Genomic DNA, 15599 nt, shown 5'->3' with positions numbered 1-15599 from the left:
TGTGCTGGGCACGGACCCCCTCGACGAACTCTCGATTCCGGACGGGACGACGGTCGAAGAACACGACCTCGTGACGGACGGGGACGTGCTCGTCGGCGGACAGAGCACCGTCGAGTTCGGGGTTCGCGGCCACAACGTCATCGCGGGCGAACGCGTGCAGTTCGACGGTAACATCGAAGCCGAGGGCGACTGCCGCCTCGACATGTGGTGCGAGGTCGACGGAACCGTGCTCGTCGGCGCGGACGCCTACCTCGGCGAGCGCGTGAACATCGACGGCCGCCTCGTCGTCGGCGGCGACCTCGACATCGGCGACGACGTGGACATCACTGAAGGGTTCGAAGCGAACGGCTGGATCGTGATTCGGAACCCGATGCCGACCATCGTCTTCTTCATGGTCTACCTCTCCCACCTCCTCCGCATCGGCGAGGAGGAGGAGGCTCAGGACCTCGTGGACGAACTGACGGACGCGGAGGAAGCGGAACCCGTCCGGGTGCCGCGGAGCGCGCACGTCAGCGACGACGCGTGGCGCGTCTCCACTCCCGCGACCATCGGGGACGAGTGCCGGCTTCACGGGAACGTGCGCGCCACCGAAATCACCGTGGGGCGGGAGAACAACATCTTCGGGAGCCTGCGCGCGCAGGGCGACATCGTGGTCGGCCCCGACACGAAGATCCACGGCGACGTGACCACGCGGGGCGGGGACGTGACCATCGAGTCCGGTGCGCTCGTCCTCGGGAACGTCTCCGGAACGGACGTGGAGATCCAGCCCGAGGCCGCCGTTGACGGCTCCATTCGCGCGAGCGGCGAGACGCGGATGGCGGGGACGGACGTGGAGCGAGAACCCGAGTAGTCAGTCGCGTTGCTGGTCGAGCGGGTCCTCTATTTCGCCCATCACGGCCTCGAACGCGTCCGTCGCGGTGACCAATCCGACGACCTCGCCCGCTTGAAGGACGAGCGCGAGCTCCTGGCTCTCCGCCTGAAACTGATCGATAGCGTCGCTGACGGTGGTGTCCCCGGAGAGCGTCATCGGCGCTGCAGCGACCTCCTCTAGCGTCATTTCGCCCGACCGGATGTCGTCGATGTGGTCGATGACGGCGGGGACGTAGACGATACCGGCGAGGTCTTCGGGGGTCTCGCCGACGAGCGGATAGCGCGTGTGCGGCGAGGAGGTGAGCCGGTGGAGGTTCTCCTCGATTGACTCGGCGGTGGAGAGGAACACCACGTCGTTGACGTCGACCATCACGTCCGTCACCGCGGTCGTTCCCACGTCGAGCGCGTTCACGACCTCCGTGAGGCGTTCCTCGGAGAGGTCGCCGCGTTCGAGCACTGATTCGAGTCGGTTGCGGAGGTCGGCGCGGCTCTCGATGACGTCCGTCTCGGTTTCGAGCCACGCGCCCGTCATCTCCACGCCGAACAGCCGCAGCGTTCCCTTCGCGATGCCGTCGCCGAGCGTGATGATGGGGGAGATAGCGTAGTGGAACCAGTAGAGCGGCGCCGCGGCGTACTTCGCGACGAACCGGGAGCGCTCGACGCCGAGGTAGGTCGGCGTCTGCTCGCCGTGCGTCAGGTGGAGGAGGTTGATGAGGAGGAACGCGAGCACCGCGCCCGCGCCGACGGACGCGAGGAACGTCCCGTGGAACACCGGTTCGAAGATGGCGGCGAGCGCGGGTTCGGCGACGATACCGACCGCGATGCTTGACGCCGTAATCCCGACCTGGCACGTCGTCAGGTAGAGTTCGAGGTCGTTCGTCATCTCCCACGCGCGCTCCAGCGCGGGGTTCCCGTCGACGAACTCCTCCTCGGTGAACTGGCGGGCGCGCGTCAGCGCGAACTCGATAGCGACGAAGAAGCCGTTCGCGAGAATCAGCCCGAGCCCCGCGACGAGACGTATCGCAATCTCAAGCGAGTTCATCGTCCCCTGCGTTTCCCGCGACGCCGAATAGCCCTTGTGGCGACTGTCAGCAACCGAAAGCCATTCTTCGGCGCTGTGACTACTCGGGCTATGCTCTCTCTCGCGCTCGCCGGGAAGCCGAACGCCGGCAAGTCCACCTTCTACACGGCGGCGACGATGGCGGACGTGGACGTGGCGAACTACCCGTTCACGACCATCGACGCGAACCGCGGCGTCACCCACGTCCGCACCGACTGCCCCTGCCTCGAACGCGACGAGCGCTGCGGACACGAACACTGCCACGACGGGAAGCGCTACGTCCCCGTCGAACTCCTGGACGTGGCGGGGCTCGTCCCGGGCGCGCACGAGGGGAAAGGCCTCGGGAACCAGTTCCTCGACGAGCTCACGAACGCCGACGCCATCCTGAACGTCGTCGACGCCACCGGCGGCACGAACGCCGAGGGCGAACCCGTCGAAATCGGGAGTCACGACCCCCTCGAAGACATCGACTTCATCGAGCGCGAGATGGATCTCTGGCTCGCCGGCATCATCGACCGGAACTGGGAGACCGTCGAGCGCCAGTCCCGCAGCCCCGGGTTCGACATGGACGACGCGCTCACCGACCTCCTCACGGGGTTCGGCGCGACCGAACACGACGTGGCGGCCTGCCTGCGCGAACTCGACTACCCGGAGAGTCCGATGGCGTGGGGGGACGACCACCGCGAAGCCCTCGCCACCCTCGTCCGGGAGCGCACGAAACCCATCGTCGTCGTCGCGAACAAGATAGACGCCGCCCCCGAGGAGAACGTCGACGCGCTCCGCGACCTGGACAAGCCCGTGATTCCCGCGACCGCTCAGGGCGAACTCGCGCTCCGCCGCGGCGCGGACGCCGGCGCTATCGACTACGACCCGGGCGACTCCACGTTCGAGGTCGTCGGCGAACTTCCGGACGACCAGCGCGCGCTCCTCGACGCGCTCTCAGATACGATGGCTGAGTACGGCGGCACCGGCGTCCAGCGCGCGCTCGATTACGCCGTCTACGACCTCCTCGACCACATCACCGCCTACCCGGTTCAGGACGCCTCGAAGTGGACGGACGGCCAGGGGAACGTCCTCCCCGACGCCCACCTCCTCCCGCGCGGCAGCACGCCCGTCGACCTCGCGTACGCCGTCCACTCCGACATCGGCGACGGCTACCTCCACGCTGTCGACGCCAAGACGAGTATGGAAGTCTCGGACGCCTACGAACTCGAAGACGGCGACGTGATCAAGATCGTCAGCACCGCGAAGTGACACGTCCGCGCCTGGGGGCTCCTGCAAGGGCGAACGAGCGCCAAGCGCGAGTGAGGGCTTGCGAAGGCGACGTGATCAAGATCGTCAGTGCCGCGACGTAGTCGCTACTCGTCGGTGGTTTCGACGTTCTCCCGCACCCACTGGGCGGCGCGTTCGACTTCTCCGCTATCCGTGCCGGTGACCTTGACGCGGTTCGGTTCGTCGGTCGCGGGGTAGCTGCCGACGGTCACGTCGAACGCGTCCCGCAGGTCTTCGAGTCGGCTCGTGAGCGCGCCCTCGGGGGCGGGCGTGTAGACGGTTTCGGAGACGACATCGCCGCCGAAGTCGTCCGCCATCCGTTCGAAGACGGCCTGCATCTCGCTCGGAACGCCCGGGAGGACGTACACCGAATCGACGACTGCGCCGGGGGCGAGGCCGGCGTCGTTCGGGACGACGCGCGCGCCCTCGGGCACGCTCGACCACGCGTCGAAATCCAGGTCGAGGTCGTACGCGTCCACTAACTCGGGGTTCTCGTCCGCGAACTGTTCGGCCGTCTCGACCACCTGTTCCTTCGCCTCGTCGCTCACCACGACATCCCGGTCGACGGCGTCCGCGACCGCGTCCATCGTCACGTCGTCCGGCGTCCCGCCGAGACCGCCGGTGACGAGGACCGCGTCGAACCGCTCGCGCCACTCCCGCGTGTACGCCGCGATGGTGTCGTGGTCGTCCGGCACGACCAGCACGCGCGCGACGGTCGCGCCGCGTTCCGTGAGGCGGCGTGAGAGCCAGGACGCGTTCGTGTTCTCCGTCTCGCCAGCGAGGAGTTCGTCCCCGACCGTGAGTAACGCGACTTCCATACGCAGGCTGTGCGCCCGGACGGAGTAATGCGTACCGACCGCTACGCGAACGGCCGCAGCCACACGGCGAGCAGGAGCGCCGCGAGGAAGACGTACGACCCCCTGATGAGGAGCATCGTCGCCACCTCGTCGTCCGCCCGGGACGCGACGCCCGCGACGGCGGCGAAGACGCCGACCGCGCCGACCGCGCTCGGCGGGAACACCGCGAGCGCGGCGAACCCGAAGACACCGGCCAAGCCGCCAGCAATCAACCCGTACGCGACCCATCGGGCGCGCCGCCGACCGAGCGCGACGGCGACCGTGCGTTTGTCGATACGTCGGTCGTACGCGTAATCCTGCGCGTCGTCCACGACCTTCACGCCGGCGAGCACGACGAGGAACACGCCCGCGAACGCGACCGCCACCCCGATCACGGCCCGGGACTGCACGTAGGCCCCCCCGAGGAGTGCGATTGCGACGCCGAGCGGGTAGCCGGCGGTCGCTCCGATCGGGTTCGTGTCGAGGACGGTCGCGTGCGCCACCGCGAGCAGCCACCCCGGAACTGCGAACACGGCGGCCGCTGGGCCGACGAGCGTGGCGAGCGCGACCGCGGCCGCGAGGACTCCGAGCGTTCCGAGCGCGAACCCGAGAGCGCACCCGCTCGGCGTGAGCGGATGCGTCTCGTCCTCCCCGCGGACGTAGAAATCCACGTAGCCGTCCGTGACGTGCGCGGTGTACACGCTGCAGAACACCGCCGAGGCGAACACGGTCGCGCGAAGCAGTGAGAAGTCGGCTGCGAGCACGCCGCCGAACACCGACACGGCGACCGGCGGGAGCATGAAGACCGGGTGGATCTGTGAGGCGAGCGCCGCCACAGCGCCGCGAACCCCACTCGCGTGTCGCGCTACCTGCATATCGGGGGGACGGACTAGAGCCGTATAGTTACCGTACCCGTTCCGTCGCGCGGCGCATCCGCTCGACGGCCTCCTTGATGTTCTCGACGCCGTTCGCGTACGAGAGCCGGGCGTATCCCTGACCGCGCTCCCCGAACGCCCCGCCGGGCACGGCGACGACGCCCTCGTCCATCACGGCGTCCACCCAGCCCTCCGGAACCCTCGGGAACGCGTAGAACGCGCCGGACGGCGTCGGCACGTCCAGTCCCATGTCCTCGAGGCCGTCGAGCAGGACGTTCCGCCGCTCCTCGAACGCATCGACCATCTCGTCGACGGGGTCTTGTGGGCCGGAGAGCGCGGCTTCGGCGGCGTACTGGGCCGGCGCGCTCGCACACGCCTGCACGTACTGGTGGACGCGCACCATGCGGTCGACGCGGCGCTCGCTCCCGACAACCCAGCCGAGACGCCAGCCAGTCATGGAGTACGTCTTCGAGCACGCGTTCACCACGACGACGTTGTCGGACTCCGCGAATTCGAGGGGGCTGCGGTGCTCGCCGTCGAAGACGATGTGTTCGTACACTTCGTCGCTGATACAGAGCACGTCGTGTTCGTCCGCGATGCGCGCGAACTCCCGCATGTCCTCGGGGGGCGACACGGCTCCCGTGGGATTACCGGGGCTGTTCACGACGAACGCCGCCGTGTCGTCCGTGATGTGTTCTTCGACCGTCGCGGGGTCGAGCGTCAGGTCGTCGCGGAGCGGGAGCGGGACGGGGTCGCCGCCCGCGAGCTTCGTGAGCGCGTCGTACGCCACGAACCCGGGGTCGGGAAAGAGAACCTCCTCGCCCGCATCGACGTGAGCTTCCAGCGCGAGGTGGAGCGCTTCGCTCCCGCCCGCAGTAGCGACGACGCCCCGCTCGGGCACGACCACGTCGTTGTCCCGGGCGTGCTTCTCCCGAATCGCATCCCGGAGTTCGGGAATCCCGTAGTTCGACGTGTAGCCGTCCGTCTTCCCGGACTGAATCGCGTCCACGGCGGCGTCCCGTGCGTGCTGGGGCGTCGGGAAGTCCGGCTGGCCGATGCCGAGGTTGATAGCGCTCTCGCTCGCAGCCTCGAACACTTCCCGGATGCCGCTGATGGATATCGACTCCACGCGCTCGGAGAACTCCGTCATATGATACTGGGGGACACCTGCGCCGATAAATAGGCGGGGGTTTCGCGCGAACCGACCGAACCGGCGTTCCGCTCCCCCGTATACTTGCCCCTACCTACGACGAGCCTATTCGTCTCGAAACGCCGCTACCCGGTCGTTAACCCGCCGTAAGAATCGAACAACGCGCGGCTCGCCGTCACGCACGGTGGCGTGCATCACCGTTATACCCGGATGAAAACCCACGGGGCGCGAACTGACGGTACGATGCAGCACTCCCGTTCGACGCGACGGCAGTACCTAGAGGCCGCCGGTGGCGCGCTCGGTGCAGTCGGTCTCACCGCACTCGCCGGGTGCACCGGTGGCAGCAGCGACCAGTCCCTGAGCGTCGCCTACATGCCGATCTATCCGGATATGCAGCACTTCGTGATGGAGCGCGAGGGCTACTACGAGTCGCTCGACGCCGAGGTCGACGCGACGGAGTTCTCCGACGGACCGAGCATCGTACAGGCGTACGCGACCGGTGACTACGACGTCGCGCTCTTCGGCATCGTTCCCGCGATGATCGTCGCCGACAAGACGGGGTTCGCGAAGGTCACCGCGGCGAACATCCAGAACGCGATGAAGATACTCGCCCGCGACGAGTTTGCGGCGATGTACGAGCAGCAGGGCGCGGACGCGTTCGCTGCCTGGGCGGAAGAAACGGGCGAGAAGTTCACGTTCGGGACGTTCCCTCCCGGCTCCGTTCCCGACATCCTCCTGCGGTACTGGCTCAAAGAGGAACTCGGTCTCGACCCCGAACGCGACGTCAACATTCGATCGCTCGGCGGCGCAGGGCCTGTCCGGCAGGCGCTCGCGGCCGGTCAGATCGACGGAACCTCAATCATGGAACCAGTCCCCACGCTCGCGAATGCCCGGGACATGGGCTACGCCAGCATCGCGTGGGCGGGTGACTTCATGCCCGGTCAGCCCGCCGCCGTGGCGATGATGCACGACGACCTCCGGACGAACCGGACGAGTCTCGCGAAATCCTTCATCGAACAGCACATCAGAGCGACCGAGTTCACCGCAGTCAACCCGGACGCCGCCGCGGCGCACGCCAGTTCCGTCATCGGGCCTGACGTCCTCCCCGAGAACATCGCGCGACGGGCGATGGCGTCGAAAGCGTCCGACTTCATCTCGAATCCCCACAAGATCGAATCCGGGGCCCGGACGTTCGCCGCGTACGCGCACCGCCTCGGAAAGATACGCCAGAAACTCACGATAGACCAGCTATTCGATTACAGCCTCTACGACGGCGTCAGCGAATGAGCGCTGACACGACGAGGGGCGGACGCAGCCCCGGAATCGACCGCAGTCCGTCGACGATCCGCCAGCGCGTCTTGCGTGGCGCTATCGGAACCACCGCGTTCCTCGTCCTGTGGACGGTCGCCGCGCTCCAGTTCCCGGTCTACCTTCTCCCCGCTCCCCTCGAAGTCGCGGCAGCGTTCGCGGGACAACTCAGCGCTACCGCGACGTACACGACCCCGGTCGTCGAGGCGCCTCTCGCACTGCCGGCGATACTGACACACCTCTTGCAGAGCCTCCAGCACTACCTCCCCGGACTCCTCATCGGCTCCACGCTCGGCGTGACGCTCGGCGTGCTCGTCGGCTGGTTCGCCGCGGTTGACGACGCGCTCACGCCCGTGATCCGTGTGTTGCGCCCGATTCCTCCGCTCGCATGGGTCGCGTTCGCGATCGTGTGGTTCGGTATCGGTCACACAGGAGCGACGTTCATCGTCTCTATCGGCGCGTTCTGGATCACGTTCTACAACGCCCTGAGCGGCGTCGAAAGCGTCGATTCAGCAGTTCTCGAAGCCGCTGCAAGCCTCGGCGTTCACGACCATCCGACGATGCTTCGCAAGGTCGTGCTTCCCGCGGCGAGCCCGGGTATATTCACTGGCCTCCGCACGAGCATCGGACAGTGCTGGATGATCGTCGTCGCCGCGGAACTCGTCGGCCCGCCCGGCGTCGGTGAGGAGATACTCATCGCCGCACAGAACCTCGCACTCGACGTCAGCGTCGCCTACATGCTCGTCATCAGCATCGTGTTCCTCGCGAGCGACGCGGCGTTCCGCGCCGTCGAACGGGAGGTGCTCGCGTGGCAGACGTGACCCCAAAAGTAGCGGTCGACAGCGTTTCGAAGCGGTTTGACGGCCGACAGGCCGTACAGGCGCTCGACGACGTGTCGTTCGAGGTTGAGGACGGTGAGTTCGTCTGTATCGTCGGCCCGTCGGGCTGTGGGAAGACAACGCTCTTCCGCATCATCGCGGGCTTGGAGACTGCGACCGACGGTGAGGTTCGCCTGGACGGATCCCGCGTGCGCGGGCCGAGCACCGACCGAGGGATGGTGTTTCAGGAGTACGGGCTCTTCCCGTGGCGAACCGCGCGCGGGAACGTCGAGTTCGGGCTCGAACAGCAGGCTCTCTCCGCGACCGAACGCGAGACGCGCGTCGACAAAATGCTCGATCTCGTCGGTCTGCGTGACGCCGCCGACCAGTACCCCAAGGAACTCTCGGGGGGGATGAAACAGCGCGTCGGCATCGCTCGCGCGCTCGCCGTCGATCCGGACGTCCTCTTGATGGACGAGCCGTTCGCGAGCGTCGACGCGCAGACGCGGGCGAACCTCCACGCCGAACTCCTCACTATCTGGCGCGAGACGGCGAAAACCGTACTCTTCGTGACGCACGACGTCGAAGAAGCAGTGACGCTTGCGGATCGGGTCGTCGTCCTTCAGCCCGGCCCGGGACGGCTGAAAGAGGTCGTTCCTGTCGACCTCGAACGACCTCGAGACAGGACGACGGCGGCGTTCCGCGAGTACGAAGACCGAATTCGCTCGCTCATCGGCGAATAAGGGCTTACAGGCAGAGACCGCCTCACTATCGTGCCGGCGTCTCCGCCGGTTTCGCGCTCCGACACGACGCTCACCCGTCAACTCATGGCCGGGACTGGCCGCGTCCTCACTGATAAACGTTCGCCGGCCACAGCTGTTCTCGCGCGAAGCGCGGGATTCTCGGTCACGGGGGCGACCGCTTTCCCCGTGACGGGTTTTCCCGCGAGCGGTTAGCGCGGAGCGCTAACTCGAGCGGGAACACGGGTCATTGGAACATCCGCATCGGCTGGGCTTGACTGGATTCCTCTTCGGAGGCTTGCTGCATGCGCTGGGCGAGTTTCTCCTTCTGCTCGCGGATTTCCTCGGCGCGGTCGACGAGTTCGTCGGTGTCGGCGTCGACGCCCGTGATGGGTTCGATGCCGTTGGTGAGGAGTTGGTCGGCGGCAGCAGGATCGGGGAACTGGGGATCGCTCTCTACGACGAGCCCGACGGCGTCGAGGTGGGTTTCGCCGGCGCGGTTGAGGAGTGCGCCGGTGGGGCCGCCGACGACGCCGCGTTCGGGCGGAGTGGCGATGTCGTTCTCGTCGAGGAGGGTGGCGGCGTTACCGGTGGCGACGCCGTAGATATCGGGGATTGCGTTGGCGGTCTGGTCTTCGACGGGGAGGCCGCTGAGGTAGATGGGCGTGGCGTCCACGTCGGTGAGCCAGTTGGTGACGCTGTCGGCGAAGTCGACCGCGGCGGTGCGGGAAACGGGGACGTCGCTCTGGAGGGCGAGGAGGTCTCGTTCCTCGTCGGCGTAGATCCGGACGGGTGGTTCGATACCGCGGTTGCCTTCGTCGTAGATGGCGACGCGGGGGATGCCGTCGGCGTCGATGCTGGCGACGTACTCCATGTCGAACTGGTCGACGAGCAGGTCGGTCGCGATTTTCCCGACCAACCCGACGCCGGGCAGTCCTTCCACGAGCATCGGGTCGTCGAGGGATACGTCCGTCTTCTCGCGAACTCGGGCCATACCGAGTGAGACGGGGGGCGGACACATAATTCGTGGGGCGGAGGCGAAACGCATTAGCGCGCGCTCGCCCACTCCGCTAGTAATGGAGGCTCTGCGGCGGTACGAGTCGATTATCGGCGACTTCGAGGCGTTTCTCGACGCGTGCGAGCGCCCGCTTCCGACGGTGGTTCGCGTGAGCGGAATTACGGGAACTGTGGAGCGCGCGGTCGAGGCGTTCGAGGCGGCGGGCGTGGCGGTGACGCGCCGCGAGTGGAGCGACCGCGTGCTCGAAGTCGAGACGGAGAAACCGGGGAACACGTGGCCGTACGTCCACGGCTGGGTGCACGGACAGGAGGAGGTGTCCGCGATTCCGGCGCGCGTCCTCGATCCGCAGCCGGGCGAGTCGGTCTGGGACACCTGCGCGGCCCCTGGAAGCAAGACGACGCAGCTCGCCGACCTGATGGACGACACCGGGTTGTTGGTGGCGAACGACGACAACCTCGGGCGGCTATCCGCGCTCCGCGGGAACGCAGACCGACTCGGCGTGACGTGCGCGGCGGTGACGAACGCGGACGCCCGCCGCTTCGATCCGAGCGTGGTCGACGTAGACGAGTTCGACCGCGCGCTCGTGGACGCGCCCTGCACGTGCGAGGGGACGATTCGGAAGAACCTCGACGCGCTGGACGAAGCGAGCCCGAGTGCGAGCCGGAATCTCGCCCGGTTACAGGCGGACATCCTGCGGCGCGCCGTCGAACTCACGCGCGACGGCGGCACCGTCGTCTACTCGACGTGCACGTTCGCGCCCGAGGAGAACGAGGCCGTCGTTGACGAGGTTCTCCGCGAGTTCGACGCCCTCTCCGTGGAGCCGTACGACATCGCGCTCGACCACGACGACGGCCTCACCGAGTGGGACGGAGAATCGTACGACGAGTCGCTGGCGAACGCGAAGCGCTTCTACCCGCATCAGAACGACACGGGCGGGTTCTTCGCGGCGAAACTCACGCTATGAGAGGAAACGACAGCACGCAGTTCGACCGGCTCCCGGAGACGGCCGCCGACCGCGAGGTCGAGGGCCGCCCCAGCCGGGAGGCCGTGGTGGAGTGGTGGACGGACAGGTTCGGCCTCGACGACTCTGTTTTCGAGGGATACACGTTCTGGGAGAAGGGCGCCGGGCGCGTGTGGGCGCTCCCCGCCGACCCGAGTCCGCCGGTGCCCGTGGAGGCGCTCGGATTGAACGTCCTCCGGACGCGCCAGGAGCACTGGAAGCCGACGACGGCGGGCGTCCAGCGGTTCTGCCGGGACGCCACGCGGAACGTCGTGGAACTGACTCGCGAGCAGGCGGAGCGGTTCCTCGCGGGCGACGACCAAGACCTCGACTGGGACGGCGACTGGGGCTACCTCGTCGCCGCACACGACATCGCGGGCGACATCGAACCCATCGGCGTCGGCCTGTTCACGTACGGCTCGCTTCAGTCGATGGTGCCGAAGGGACGGCGGCGCGAGTTCTAGCGCTCGCGGAGTGTCCCGTTGCCGAGCCCCTCCCACGCGACCCGGTAGCCGAGCTCCGCGAGCACCGCGCTCGCGTCCGACAGCCCGTACCTGTCGAGCACGTCCTCGGCGTCGCTGAACGCCATTCCCTCGGTCAGTTCGTCGGCGAGATCGTCGAGCACGCGGGGTCTGACGAGCGTTCGGCCCACCCGGCGGTGCTCGGGGACGTCGACGCGCTCCACCGCGTCCTCGCTCACGCCGTGTTCGTCGGCGAGCGCCGCGATGGTGAGCACGTCCGCGTCCGGCCGGAGCTCGTCTGGAAGCGACGCGGCCGCCGCGTCCACGAGGTCGGACTCGTACGCGCGCAACTCTCGCACCACGTCCTTCACGCGCACCGACCCCGCGTAGGGAATCGCGCGGTGGTCTCGGAGTTCGACGTCCTCGCCCGCGCCCAGCGACTCGTCCACCGCGACGAGCAACTCCTCGTCCACCGCGTCCAACTGCTGAAGCTTCTTCTCCACGTACTCGGGCGTCCAGAACCCCATAATCTCGAACAGCACCTCGAAGTCCGCGTGGTCGTACTCGAACGCGAAGTCGGGAACCATCACGCGGTCGCCGGCGTCGAGCACGTCGGGTTCGCGGACGAGCGTCCAGTCGAGGTCGAGGCCCTCGAACGCCGCCGCGAACTCGCGCTCGACGCCGCTGTCGTACGACACGTCCGTCACGGGTTCGACGCCGGGCGCGCGAACGGGGTCGTCGCTCGACAGCGCCATCTCGCGCTCGGTGCCGCGGTCGTCGATGGTCGCTTTGAGCTGCCAGTCGTCGGCGTCCACGACGGCCCGCAGCACCCTGGCGAACCGCGTGCCGTACCGGCGGGTCGCGCGGAACAGCGCGTCCGGCCCCGTGAGAACGACTTCCCGACCGTCGTCGGTTTTCACGATTTCGTACAGCAGCCCGAGTCGCTTCACGGCGGAGACGAGTCCACGCGGGTCGCTCGTCCGCACTCGCACCTCCGTCGCGTCGAACAGCGCCGTCTGCGCGAGCGAGAGGTTGTACTGCGCGACGAGTTCGGTCGGCGTCCAGCGCGCGTCCACCGCCGCGAGCACCTGCCTGGCGTCTCGGTCGGCGTACAGCGACCGGTCGAGCGCGGCGGGGTCGGTGTCGAGGCGGTTCGCGGCCTGCGCGATCGCCGTCTCTCGCTCGTGCTCGGTGACCACACCTGCGTCCTCGGCGGCGCGGAACGCGGCGCGCCGCGCACGCTCCGGATCCACAGCCGCCCGCGTCTCGAACGTCGCGTCCCGCTCGACGAGCGCCGCGAACCCCCGGACGAGCTTGAAGTCCTCGCTCTCGCGTTCGAGGCCGGTGAGCGCGTCGTCGAGCGCCTGCCGGGATTCGCCGACGTGGCCCTGATAGGTGCCGAGCACGCGCGCGGCGAGCGGCTCGCTGTCCGCGTCCGCGAACCGGGGCCGGTAGCCGCCGCCCCGCCGGGACACCCGCAGCAGGTCTTTCGTCAGCACGCGTTCACGTACGTCCGGCGCGGGTAAAAGCCTGACAGAAAGTATTTTCCGCGGACGACGGAACCCACTCGTATGCATCGACGCGCGTTCCTCCGGCGCGGCGCGGCCGTCGCCGTCGCGGGCGGACTCGCCGGCTGTTCGTCCGGCGGGCCCGCGGACTTCACGCTCTCCACGCACGGCACCACCATCATCGAACTCGACGACGGCCGCCTCGCCGTCGAGGTCACCGTGACGAACACCGGAGACGCCGCTCAGTCCGGCATCGTCTACGTCACCGCGACCCTGAACGGCGAGAAGTCAGTCGAACTCCAGCGGGTGACGCTCGCCCCGCACGCCACCCGCACCGTCACCGTGCCCTACGACGCCCAGTACAGCGAGGTCGAGTCGTTCAGCGCGAGCGCGAGCGTCCGCCGCGCCGATGACGACGATTAGCGCCGCCGCGCCGCCACCCGCTCTTCTGCCGTGTCCTCCGAGACGAGTTCGTAGAGAACCGCTCGACCGCCATCGTCGGTCGGTCTGAGAAGGCGTCCCAGCCGCTGTGTAAACTCCCGCTCCGAGCCGCTGCCGGCCAAAAGCACACCGACATTCGCCGCTGGTACATCCACGCCCTCGTCCAGGACGTTCGCCGTCACCACCCGCGAGTAGTCGCCGCGGCGGAACGCGTCGAGCACGCGCCGTCGCTCCGACGCGCCCGTCTCGTGCGTGATGGCGGGGATCAGGTAGCGCTCGCTCAGCCGGTAGACGAGGTCGGTCGAGGCCGTGAACACGATCACTCTGTCCCCGCGGTGGCGGTCGAGAATCGACGCCAACTCCCGAACCTTGTTCTCCGACTCCTGAACGATTTCGCGGGCGCGCTGTTTCGCCAGCAGGGCCTCGCGGGCCGCGGGGTCGCTCCCGGAGCGCTTTACGAGCTCCTGGTAGTCGCTGCCCGACCGGAACTGGATGTTCGACGACTCCAGGTAGTCCGTGAAGGTTCCCTGCGCGTCCTCGTAGCGCTCGCGCTCGTCGTCGGTCAGCGGGACGGAGCGGCGCTTGACGTCGTAGTCCGCGAGGTGCGTGCCCGCGAGGTCGTCCGCCGAGAGCCGGTAGACGACGGGGCCGACGAGGTCCTCGATGACCGCGTGTTCGCCGTCCGGTCGCTCGAACGTCGCGGTGAGGCCGAGGCGGGCGGGCGCGGCGAACAGCCGGCCGATGTCGCGGTAGCCTTCGCCGCCGAGGTGGTGGACTTCGTCCAGGACGAGCAGGCCGAAGCGGTCGCCGAGGCCGTCAGCCCGCAGGTACGCCGAGTCGTACGTCGCGACGGTGAGGTCTTCGACGACCTGCTCGCCGCCCCCGAGCTGTCCCACCGGAACGTCGAACTCGGCTTCGAGTTCCTCGCGCCACTGCACGAGCAGGTCGACCGTGGGAACGACGACCAACGCGCTCCGCCCGACGGACTCGATCGCGTGCACGCCGATGACGGTCTTCCCCGACCCCGTTGGGAGTTCGATGACGCCGCGGCGGTCGTTGTCCCGCCATGCCGAGCTGGCTTCGCGCTGGTAGTCGCGGAGTTCGTACGACGACGCCACGCCGAGCGCCGAGTCCCGAAGCACGTCGTCCTCGTACGCGACCCCCGCGTCCCCCAACGCCGCCCGAATCGCGGCGTACCGGTACGCCGGCGCGCGGCCCGTGTCCGTGCGCGCGTCCGACTCCACGCCCGGCAGGTCGCGCTCGCTCGCGCCCTCCACGCGCACCGTGCCGTCCTCGAACGAGAGGCGAATCACTGCGCCCGTCCGGCCTCCCCGTTCGCGTCGTCTTCTCCGTTCGATTCGTCTGCGAGCGCCTGCGAGAACGCGAGGGAGAACGAGATCCCCATCGCGACGCCGACGCCCATCCAGAGTGCGAGGTTGTCGAGGGCGACGCCGAGCGCGACGCCGATGGAGAGGCCGACGCCGACGCCGATACCGACGCCCGCCGCGGTGAACTCGGGGTCCGTGTCGCTCATATCCGTATTCGGACGCGCCGGCTAATGGGCCTTTCTCGTGGCGTTCTGAAATCCTTATACGCGAGCGCGGTTCAGACATGGAGTATGAGTGACGAGGAAGCCATCGGTGCCGACGAGCAGACTCCCGACGCAGCGGGTGCGCCCGAGCAGCCGCTCGCGGAGCGCGTGGCCGAGTACGACGACGCGCTCGCCGCCGAGGTGGACGCGCTCGCTGCGGAGAACGAGGAACTCCGCGCGGAGGTCGAGGAGCTCGAAGGGGAGGTCGAGGAGTTAGAGGAGCGCGCGCAGCGCGTGCAGGCGGACTTCCAGAACTACAAGAAGCGCGCGAAGAAGAAGCAGGCGCAGATCGAGGAGCGCGCGACCGAGAGCCTCGTCTCCGACCTGCTTGACGTGCGGGATAACCTCGCGCGGGCGCTGGAGGAGGACACGGACGACGCGGATTCGCTCCGGGAGGGCGTGGAGATGACGCTCTCCGAGTTCGACCGCGTGCTGGAGAACGAGGGGGTCGAGGAGATCGCACCCGACCCCGGGACGGACGTGGACGCGAACCGCCACGAGGTGATGATGCGGGTCGAGAGCGATCAGTCGGCGGGAACGGTCGTCGACCTCTACCGGCCCGGCTACGAGATGGGCGGAAAGGTGTTGCGGGCGGCGCAGGTCACCGTCGCGGACGAGTAGCCTACCGCTTCGACATAAAGGTAGTGCCGT

At 68.2% G+C, this 15599-nt stretch carries 17 protein-coding genes; 9 read left to right on the top strand and 8 right to left on the bottom strand.

All coding sequences use genetic code 11. The features are described from left to right. Position 1 precedes the first annotated feature (1 nt). Positions 2-850: a polymer-forming cytoskeletal protein gene (locus FQU85_RS11390; protein WP_145847987.1), complete on the top strand. Its 849-nt coding sequence runs from the start codon at positions 2-4 to the stop codon at positions 848-850. Here the strand turns inward: FQU85_RS11390 and FQU85_RS11385 are convergent, their stop codons facing one another. After that, a complete protein-coding gene (locus FQU85_RS11385) occupies positions 851-1912 on the bottom strand; it encodes a CNNM domain-containing protein (protein ID WP_145847985.1) in 1062 nt (353 codons plus the stop codon). It lies immediately after the preceding gene. Between the two features lie 90 nt (positions 1913-2002). Here FQU85_RS11385 and FQU85_RS11380 point away from each other — a divergent pair, with 90 nt between their 5' ends. Beyond that, a complete protein-coding gene (locus tag FQU85_RS11380; protein WP_145847983.1) occupies positions 2003-3184 on the top strand; it encodes a redox-regulated ATPase YchF in 1182 nt (393 codons plus the stop codon). Between the two features lie 104 nt (positions 3185-3288). Here the strand turns inward: FQU85_RS11380 and FQU85_RS11375 are convergent, their stop codons facing one another. From FQU85_RS11375 to FQU85_RS11365, 3 genes are read right to left on the bottom strand one after another with little or no spacing between them, the layout of a single operon-like run. Next, a complete protein-coding gene (locus FQU85_RS11375) occupies positions 3289-4020 on the bottom strand; it encodes a molybdopterin-binding protein (RefSeq protein WP_145847981.1) in 732 nt (243 codons plus the stop codon). A gap of 41 nt (positions 4021-4061) precedes the next feature. After that, positions 4062-4913, bottom strand: coding sequence for a UbiA family prenyltransferase (locus tag FQU85_RS11370; RefSeq protein ID WP_145847979.1), 852 nt, complete (start codon positions 4911-4913; stop codon positions 4062-4064). Positions 4914-4941: 28 nt separating this feature from the next. Beyond that, complete coding sequence (locus tag FQU85_RS11365; RefSeq protein ID WP_145847978.1) at positions 4942-6063, bottom strand: pyridoxal phosphate-dependent aminotransferase; 1122 nt, start codon at positions 6061-6063, stop codon at positions 4942-4944. Positions 6064-6306: 243 nt separating this feature from the next. On the opposite strand from FQU85_RS11365, the gene FQU85_RS11360 reads away from it, so the two are divergent. The 3 genes from FQU85_RS11360 to FQU85_RS11350 are packed head-to-tail and all read left to right on the top strand — an operon-like array spanning position 6307 to position 8932. Further along, positions 6307-7350 carry an ABC transporter substrate-binding protein gene (locus tag FQU85_RS11360; protein ID WP_145847976.1) on the top strand — a complete coding sequence of 348 codons (1044 nt, stop codon included), beginning with the start codon at positions 6307-6309 and terminating at the stop codon, positions 7348-7350. After that, a complete protein-coding gene (locus FQU85_RS11355) occupies positions 7347-8192 on the top strand; it encodes an ABC transporter permease (protein WP_145847974.1) in 846 nt (281 codons plus the stop codon). Before FQU85_RS11360 ends, FQU85_RS11355 begins: the two co-directional genes overlap by 4 nt. Next, positions 8180-8932 (top strand): ABC transporter ATP-binding protein, encoded by a 753-nt coding sequence (locus FQU85_RS11350; protein WP_145847972.1) that lies wholly within the window; start codon positions 8180-8182, stop codon positions 8930-8932. The genes FQU85_RS11355 and FQU85_RS11350 overlap by 13 nt, the downstream gene beginning before the upstream one ends. A gap of 244 nt (positions 8933-9176) precedes the next feature. On the opposite strand, the gene FQU85_RS11345 is transcribed toward FQU85_RS11350, so the two are convergent. Next, on the bottom strand, positions 9177-9923 hold the full coding sequence (locus FQU85_RS11345) for a proteasome assembly chaperone family protein (RefSeq protein WP_145847970.1): 747 nt from the start codon (positions 9921-9923) through the stop codon (positions 9177-9179). An 82-nt stretch (positions 9924-10005) separates the two neighbouring features. Here FQU85_RS11345 and FQU85_RS11340 point away from each other — a divergent pair, with 82 nt between their 5' ends. Both FQU85_RS11340 and FQU85_RS11335 read left to right on the top strand, forming a co-directional pair. After that, the gene (locus FQU85_RS11340; protein WP_145847968.1) at positions 10006-10911 is read left to right on the top strand and encodes an RsmB/NOP family class I SAM-dependent RNA methyltransferase; all 906 of its coding nucleotides are present in this window, start codon (positions 10006-10008) and stop codon (positions 10909-10911) included. Next, positions 10908-11411, top strand: coding sequence for a hypothetical protein (locus FQU85_RS11335; RefSeq protein ID WP_145847966.1), 504 nt, complete (start codon positions 10908-10910; stop codon positions 11409-11411). The genes FQU85_RS11340 and FQU85_RS11335 overlap by 4 nt, the downstream gene beginning before the upstream one ends. On the opposite strand, the gene FQU85_RS11330 is transcribed toward FQU85_RS11335, so the two are convergent. Next, positions 11408-12907, bottom strand: coding sequence for a DUF790 family protein (locus FQU85_RS11330; protein ID WP_145847964.1), 1500 nt, complete (start codon positions 12905-12907; stop codon positions 11408-11410). The genes FQU85_RS11335 and FQU85_RS11330 overlap by 4 nt on opposite strands. A 72-nt stretch (positions 12908-12979) precedes the next feature. Here FQU85_RS11330 and FQU85_RS11325 point away from each other — a divergent pair, with 72 nt between their 5' ends. Then, the gene (locus FQU85_RS11325) at positions 12980-13339 is read left to right on the top strand and encodes a hypothetical protein (RefSeq protein WP_145847962.1); all 360 of its coding nucleotides are present in this window, start codon (positions 12980-12982) and stop codon (positions 13337-13339) included. Here FQU85_RS11325 and FQU85_RS11320 read toward each other — a convergent pair. Continuing rightward, on the bottom strand, positions 13336-14670 hold the full coding sequence (locus FQU85_RS11320; protein ID WP_145847960.1) for a DEAD/DEAH box helicase family protein: 1335 nt from the start codon (positions 14668-14670) through the stop codon (positions 13336-13338). The genes FQU85_RS11325 and FQU85_RS11320 overlap by 4 nt on opposite strands. Then, entirely contained in the window at positions 14667-14891 is a 225-nt protein-coding gene (locus FQU85_RS11315) for a hypothetical protein (protein ID WP_145847958.1), read from the bottom strand. Before FQU85_RS11315 ends, FQU85_RS11320 begins: the two co-directional genes overlap by 4 nt. A gap of 24 nt (positions 14892-14915) precedes the next feature. On the opposite strand from FQU85_RS11315, the gene FQU85_RS11310 reads away from it, so the two are divergent. Further along, a complete protein-coding gene (locus FQU85_RS11310; RefSeq protein WP_168219986.1) occupies positions 14916-15569 on the top strand; it encodes a nucleotide exchange factor GrpE in 654 nt (217 codons plus the stop codon). Positions 15570-15599: the final 30 nt, after the last annotated feature.

This window comes from Salarchaeum sp. JOR-1 (assembly GCF_007833275.1).
In the GTDB taxonomy this organism is placed as follows: domain Archaea; phylum Halobacteriota; class Halobacteria; order Halobacteriales; family Halobacteriaceae; genus Salarchaeum.
The sequence above is the reverse complement of the archived record's forward strand: the minus strand, read 5'-3'. Positions and strand labels throughout refer to the sequence as shown.

Excerpts from the sequence above, each read along its gene's own strand:
- FQU85_RS11385 (WP_145847985.1), bottom strand. The coding sequence starts at position 1,912 with ATGAACTCGCTTGAGATTGCGATACGTCTCGTCGCGGGGCTCGGGCTG.
- FQU85_RS11380 (WP_145847983.1), top strand. The coding sequence starts at position 2,003 with ATGCTCTCTCTCGCGCTCGCCGGGAAGCCGAACGCCGGCAAGTCCACC.
- FQU85_RS11375 (WP_145847981.1), bottom strand. The coding sequence starts at position 4,020 with ATGGAAGTCGCGTTACTCACGGTCGGGGACGAACTCCTCGCTGGCGAG.
- FQU85_RS11370 (WP_145847979.1), bottom strand. The coding sequence starts at position 4,913 with ATGCAGGTAGCGCGACACGCGAGTGGGGTTCGCGGCGCTGTGGCGGCG.
- FQU85_RS11365 (WP_145847978.1), bottom strand. The coding sequence starts at position 6,063 with ATGACGGAGTTCTCCGAGCGCGTGGAGTCGATATCCATCAGCGGCATC.
- FQU85_RS11360 (WP_145847976.1), top strand. The coding sequence starts at position 6,307 with ATGCAGCACTCCCGTTCGACGCGACGGCAGTACCTAGAGGCCGCCGGT.
- FQU85_RS11355 (WP_145847974.1), top strand. The coding sequence starts at position 7,347 with ATGAGCGCTGACACGACGAGGGGCGGACGCAGCCCCGGAATCGACCGC.
- FQU85_RS11345 (WP_145847970.1), bottom strand. The coding sequence starts at position 9,923 with ATGGCCCGAGTTCGCGAGAAGACGGACGTATCCCTCGACGACCCGATG.
- FQU85_RS11340 (WP_145847968.1), top strand. The coding sequence starts at position 10,006 with ATGGAGGCTCTGCGGCGGTACGAGTCGATTATCGGCGACTTCGAGGCG.
- FQU85_RS11335 (WP_145847966.1), top strand. The coding sequence starts at position 10,908 with ATGAGAGGAAACGACAGCACGCAGTTCGACCGGCTCCCGGAGACGGCC.
- FQU85_RS11325 (WP_145847962.1), top strand. The coding sequence starts at position 12,980 with ATGCATCGACGCGCGTTCCTCCGGCGCGGCGCGGCCGTCGCCGTCGCG.
- FQU85_RS11315 (WP_145847958.1), bottom strand. The coding sequence starts at position 14,891 with ATGAGCGACACGGACCCCGAGTTCACCGCGGCGGGCGTCGGTATCGGC.
- FQU85_RS11310 (WP_168219986.1), top strand. The coding sequence starts at position 14,916 with ATGGGCCTTTCTCGTGGCGTTCTGAAATCCTTATACGCGAGCGCGGTT.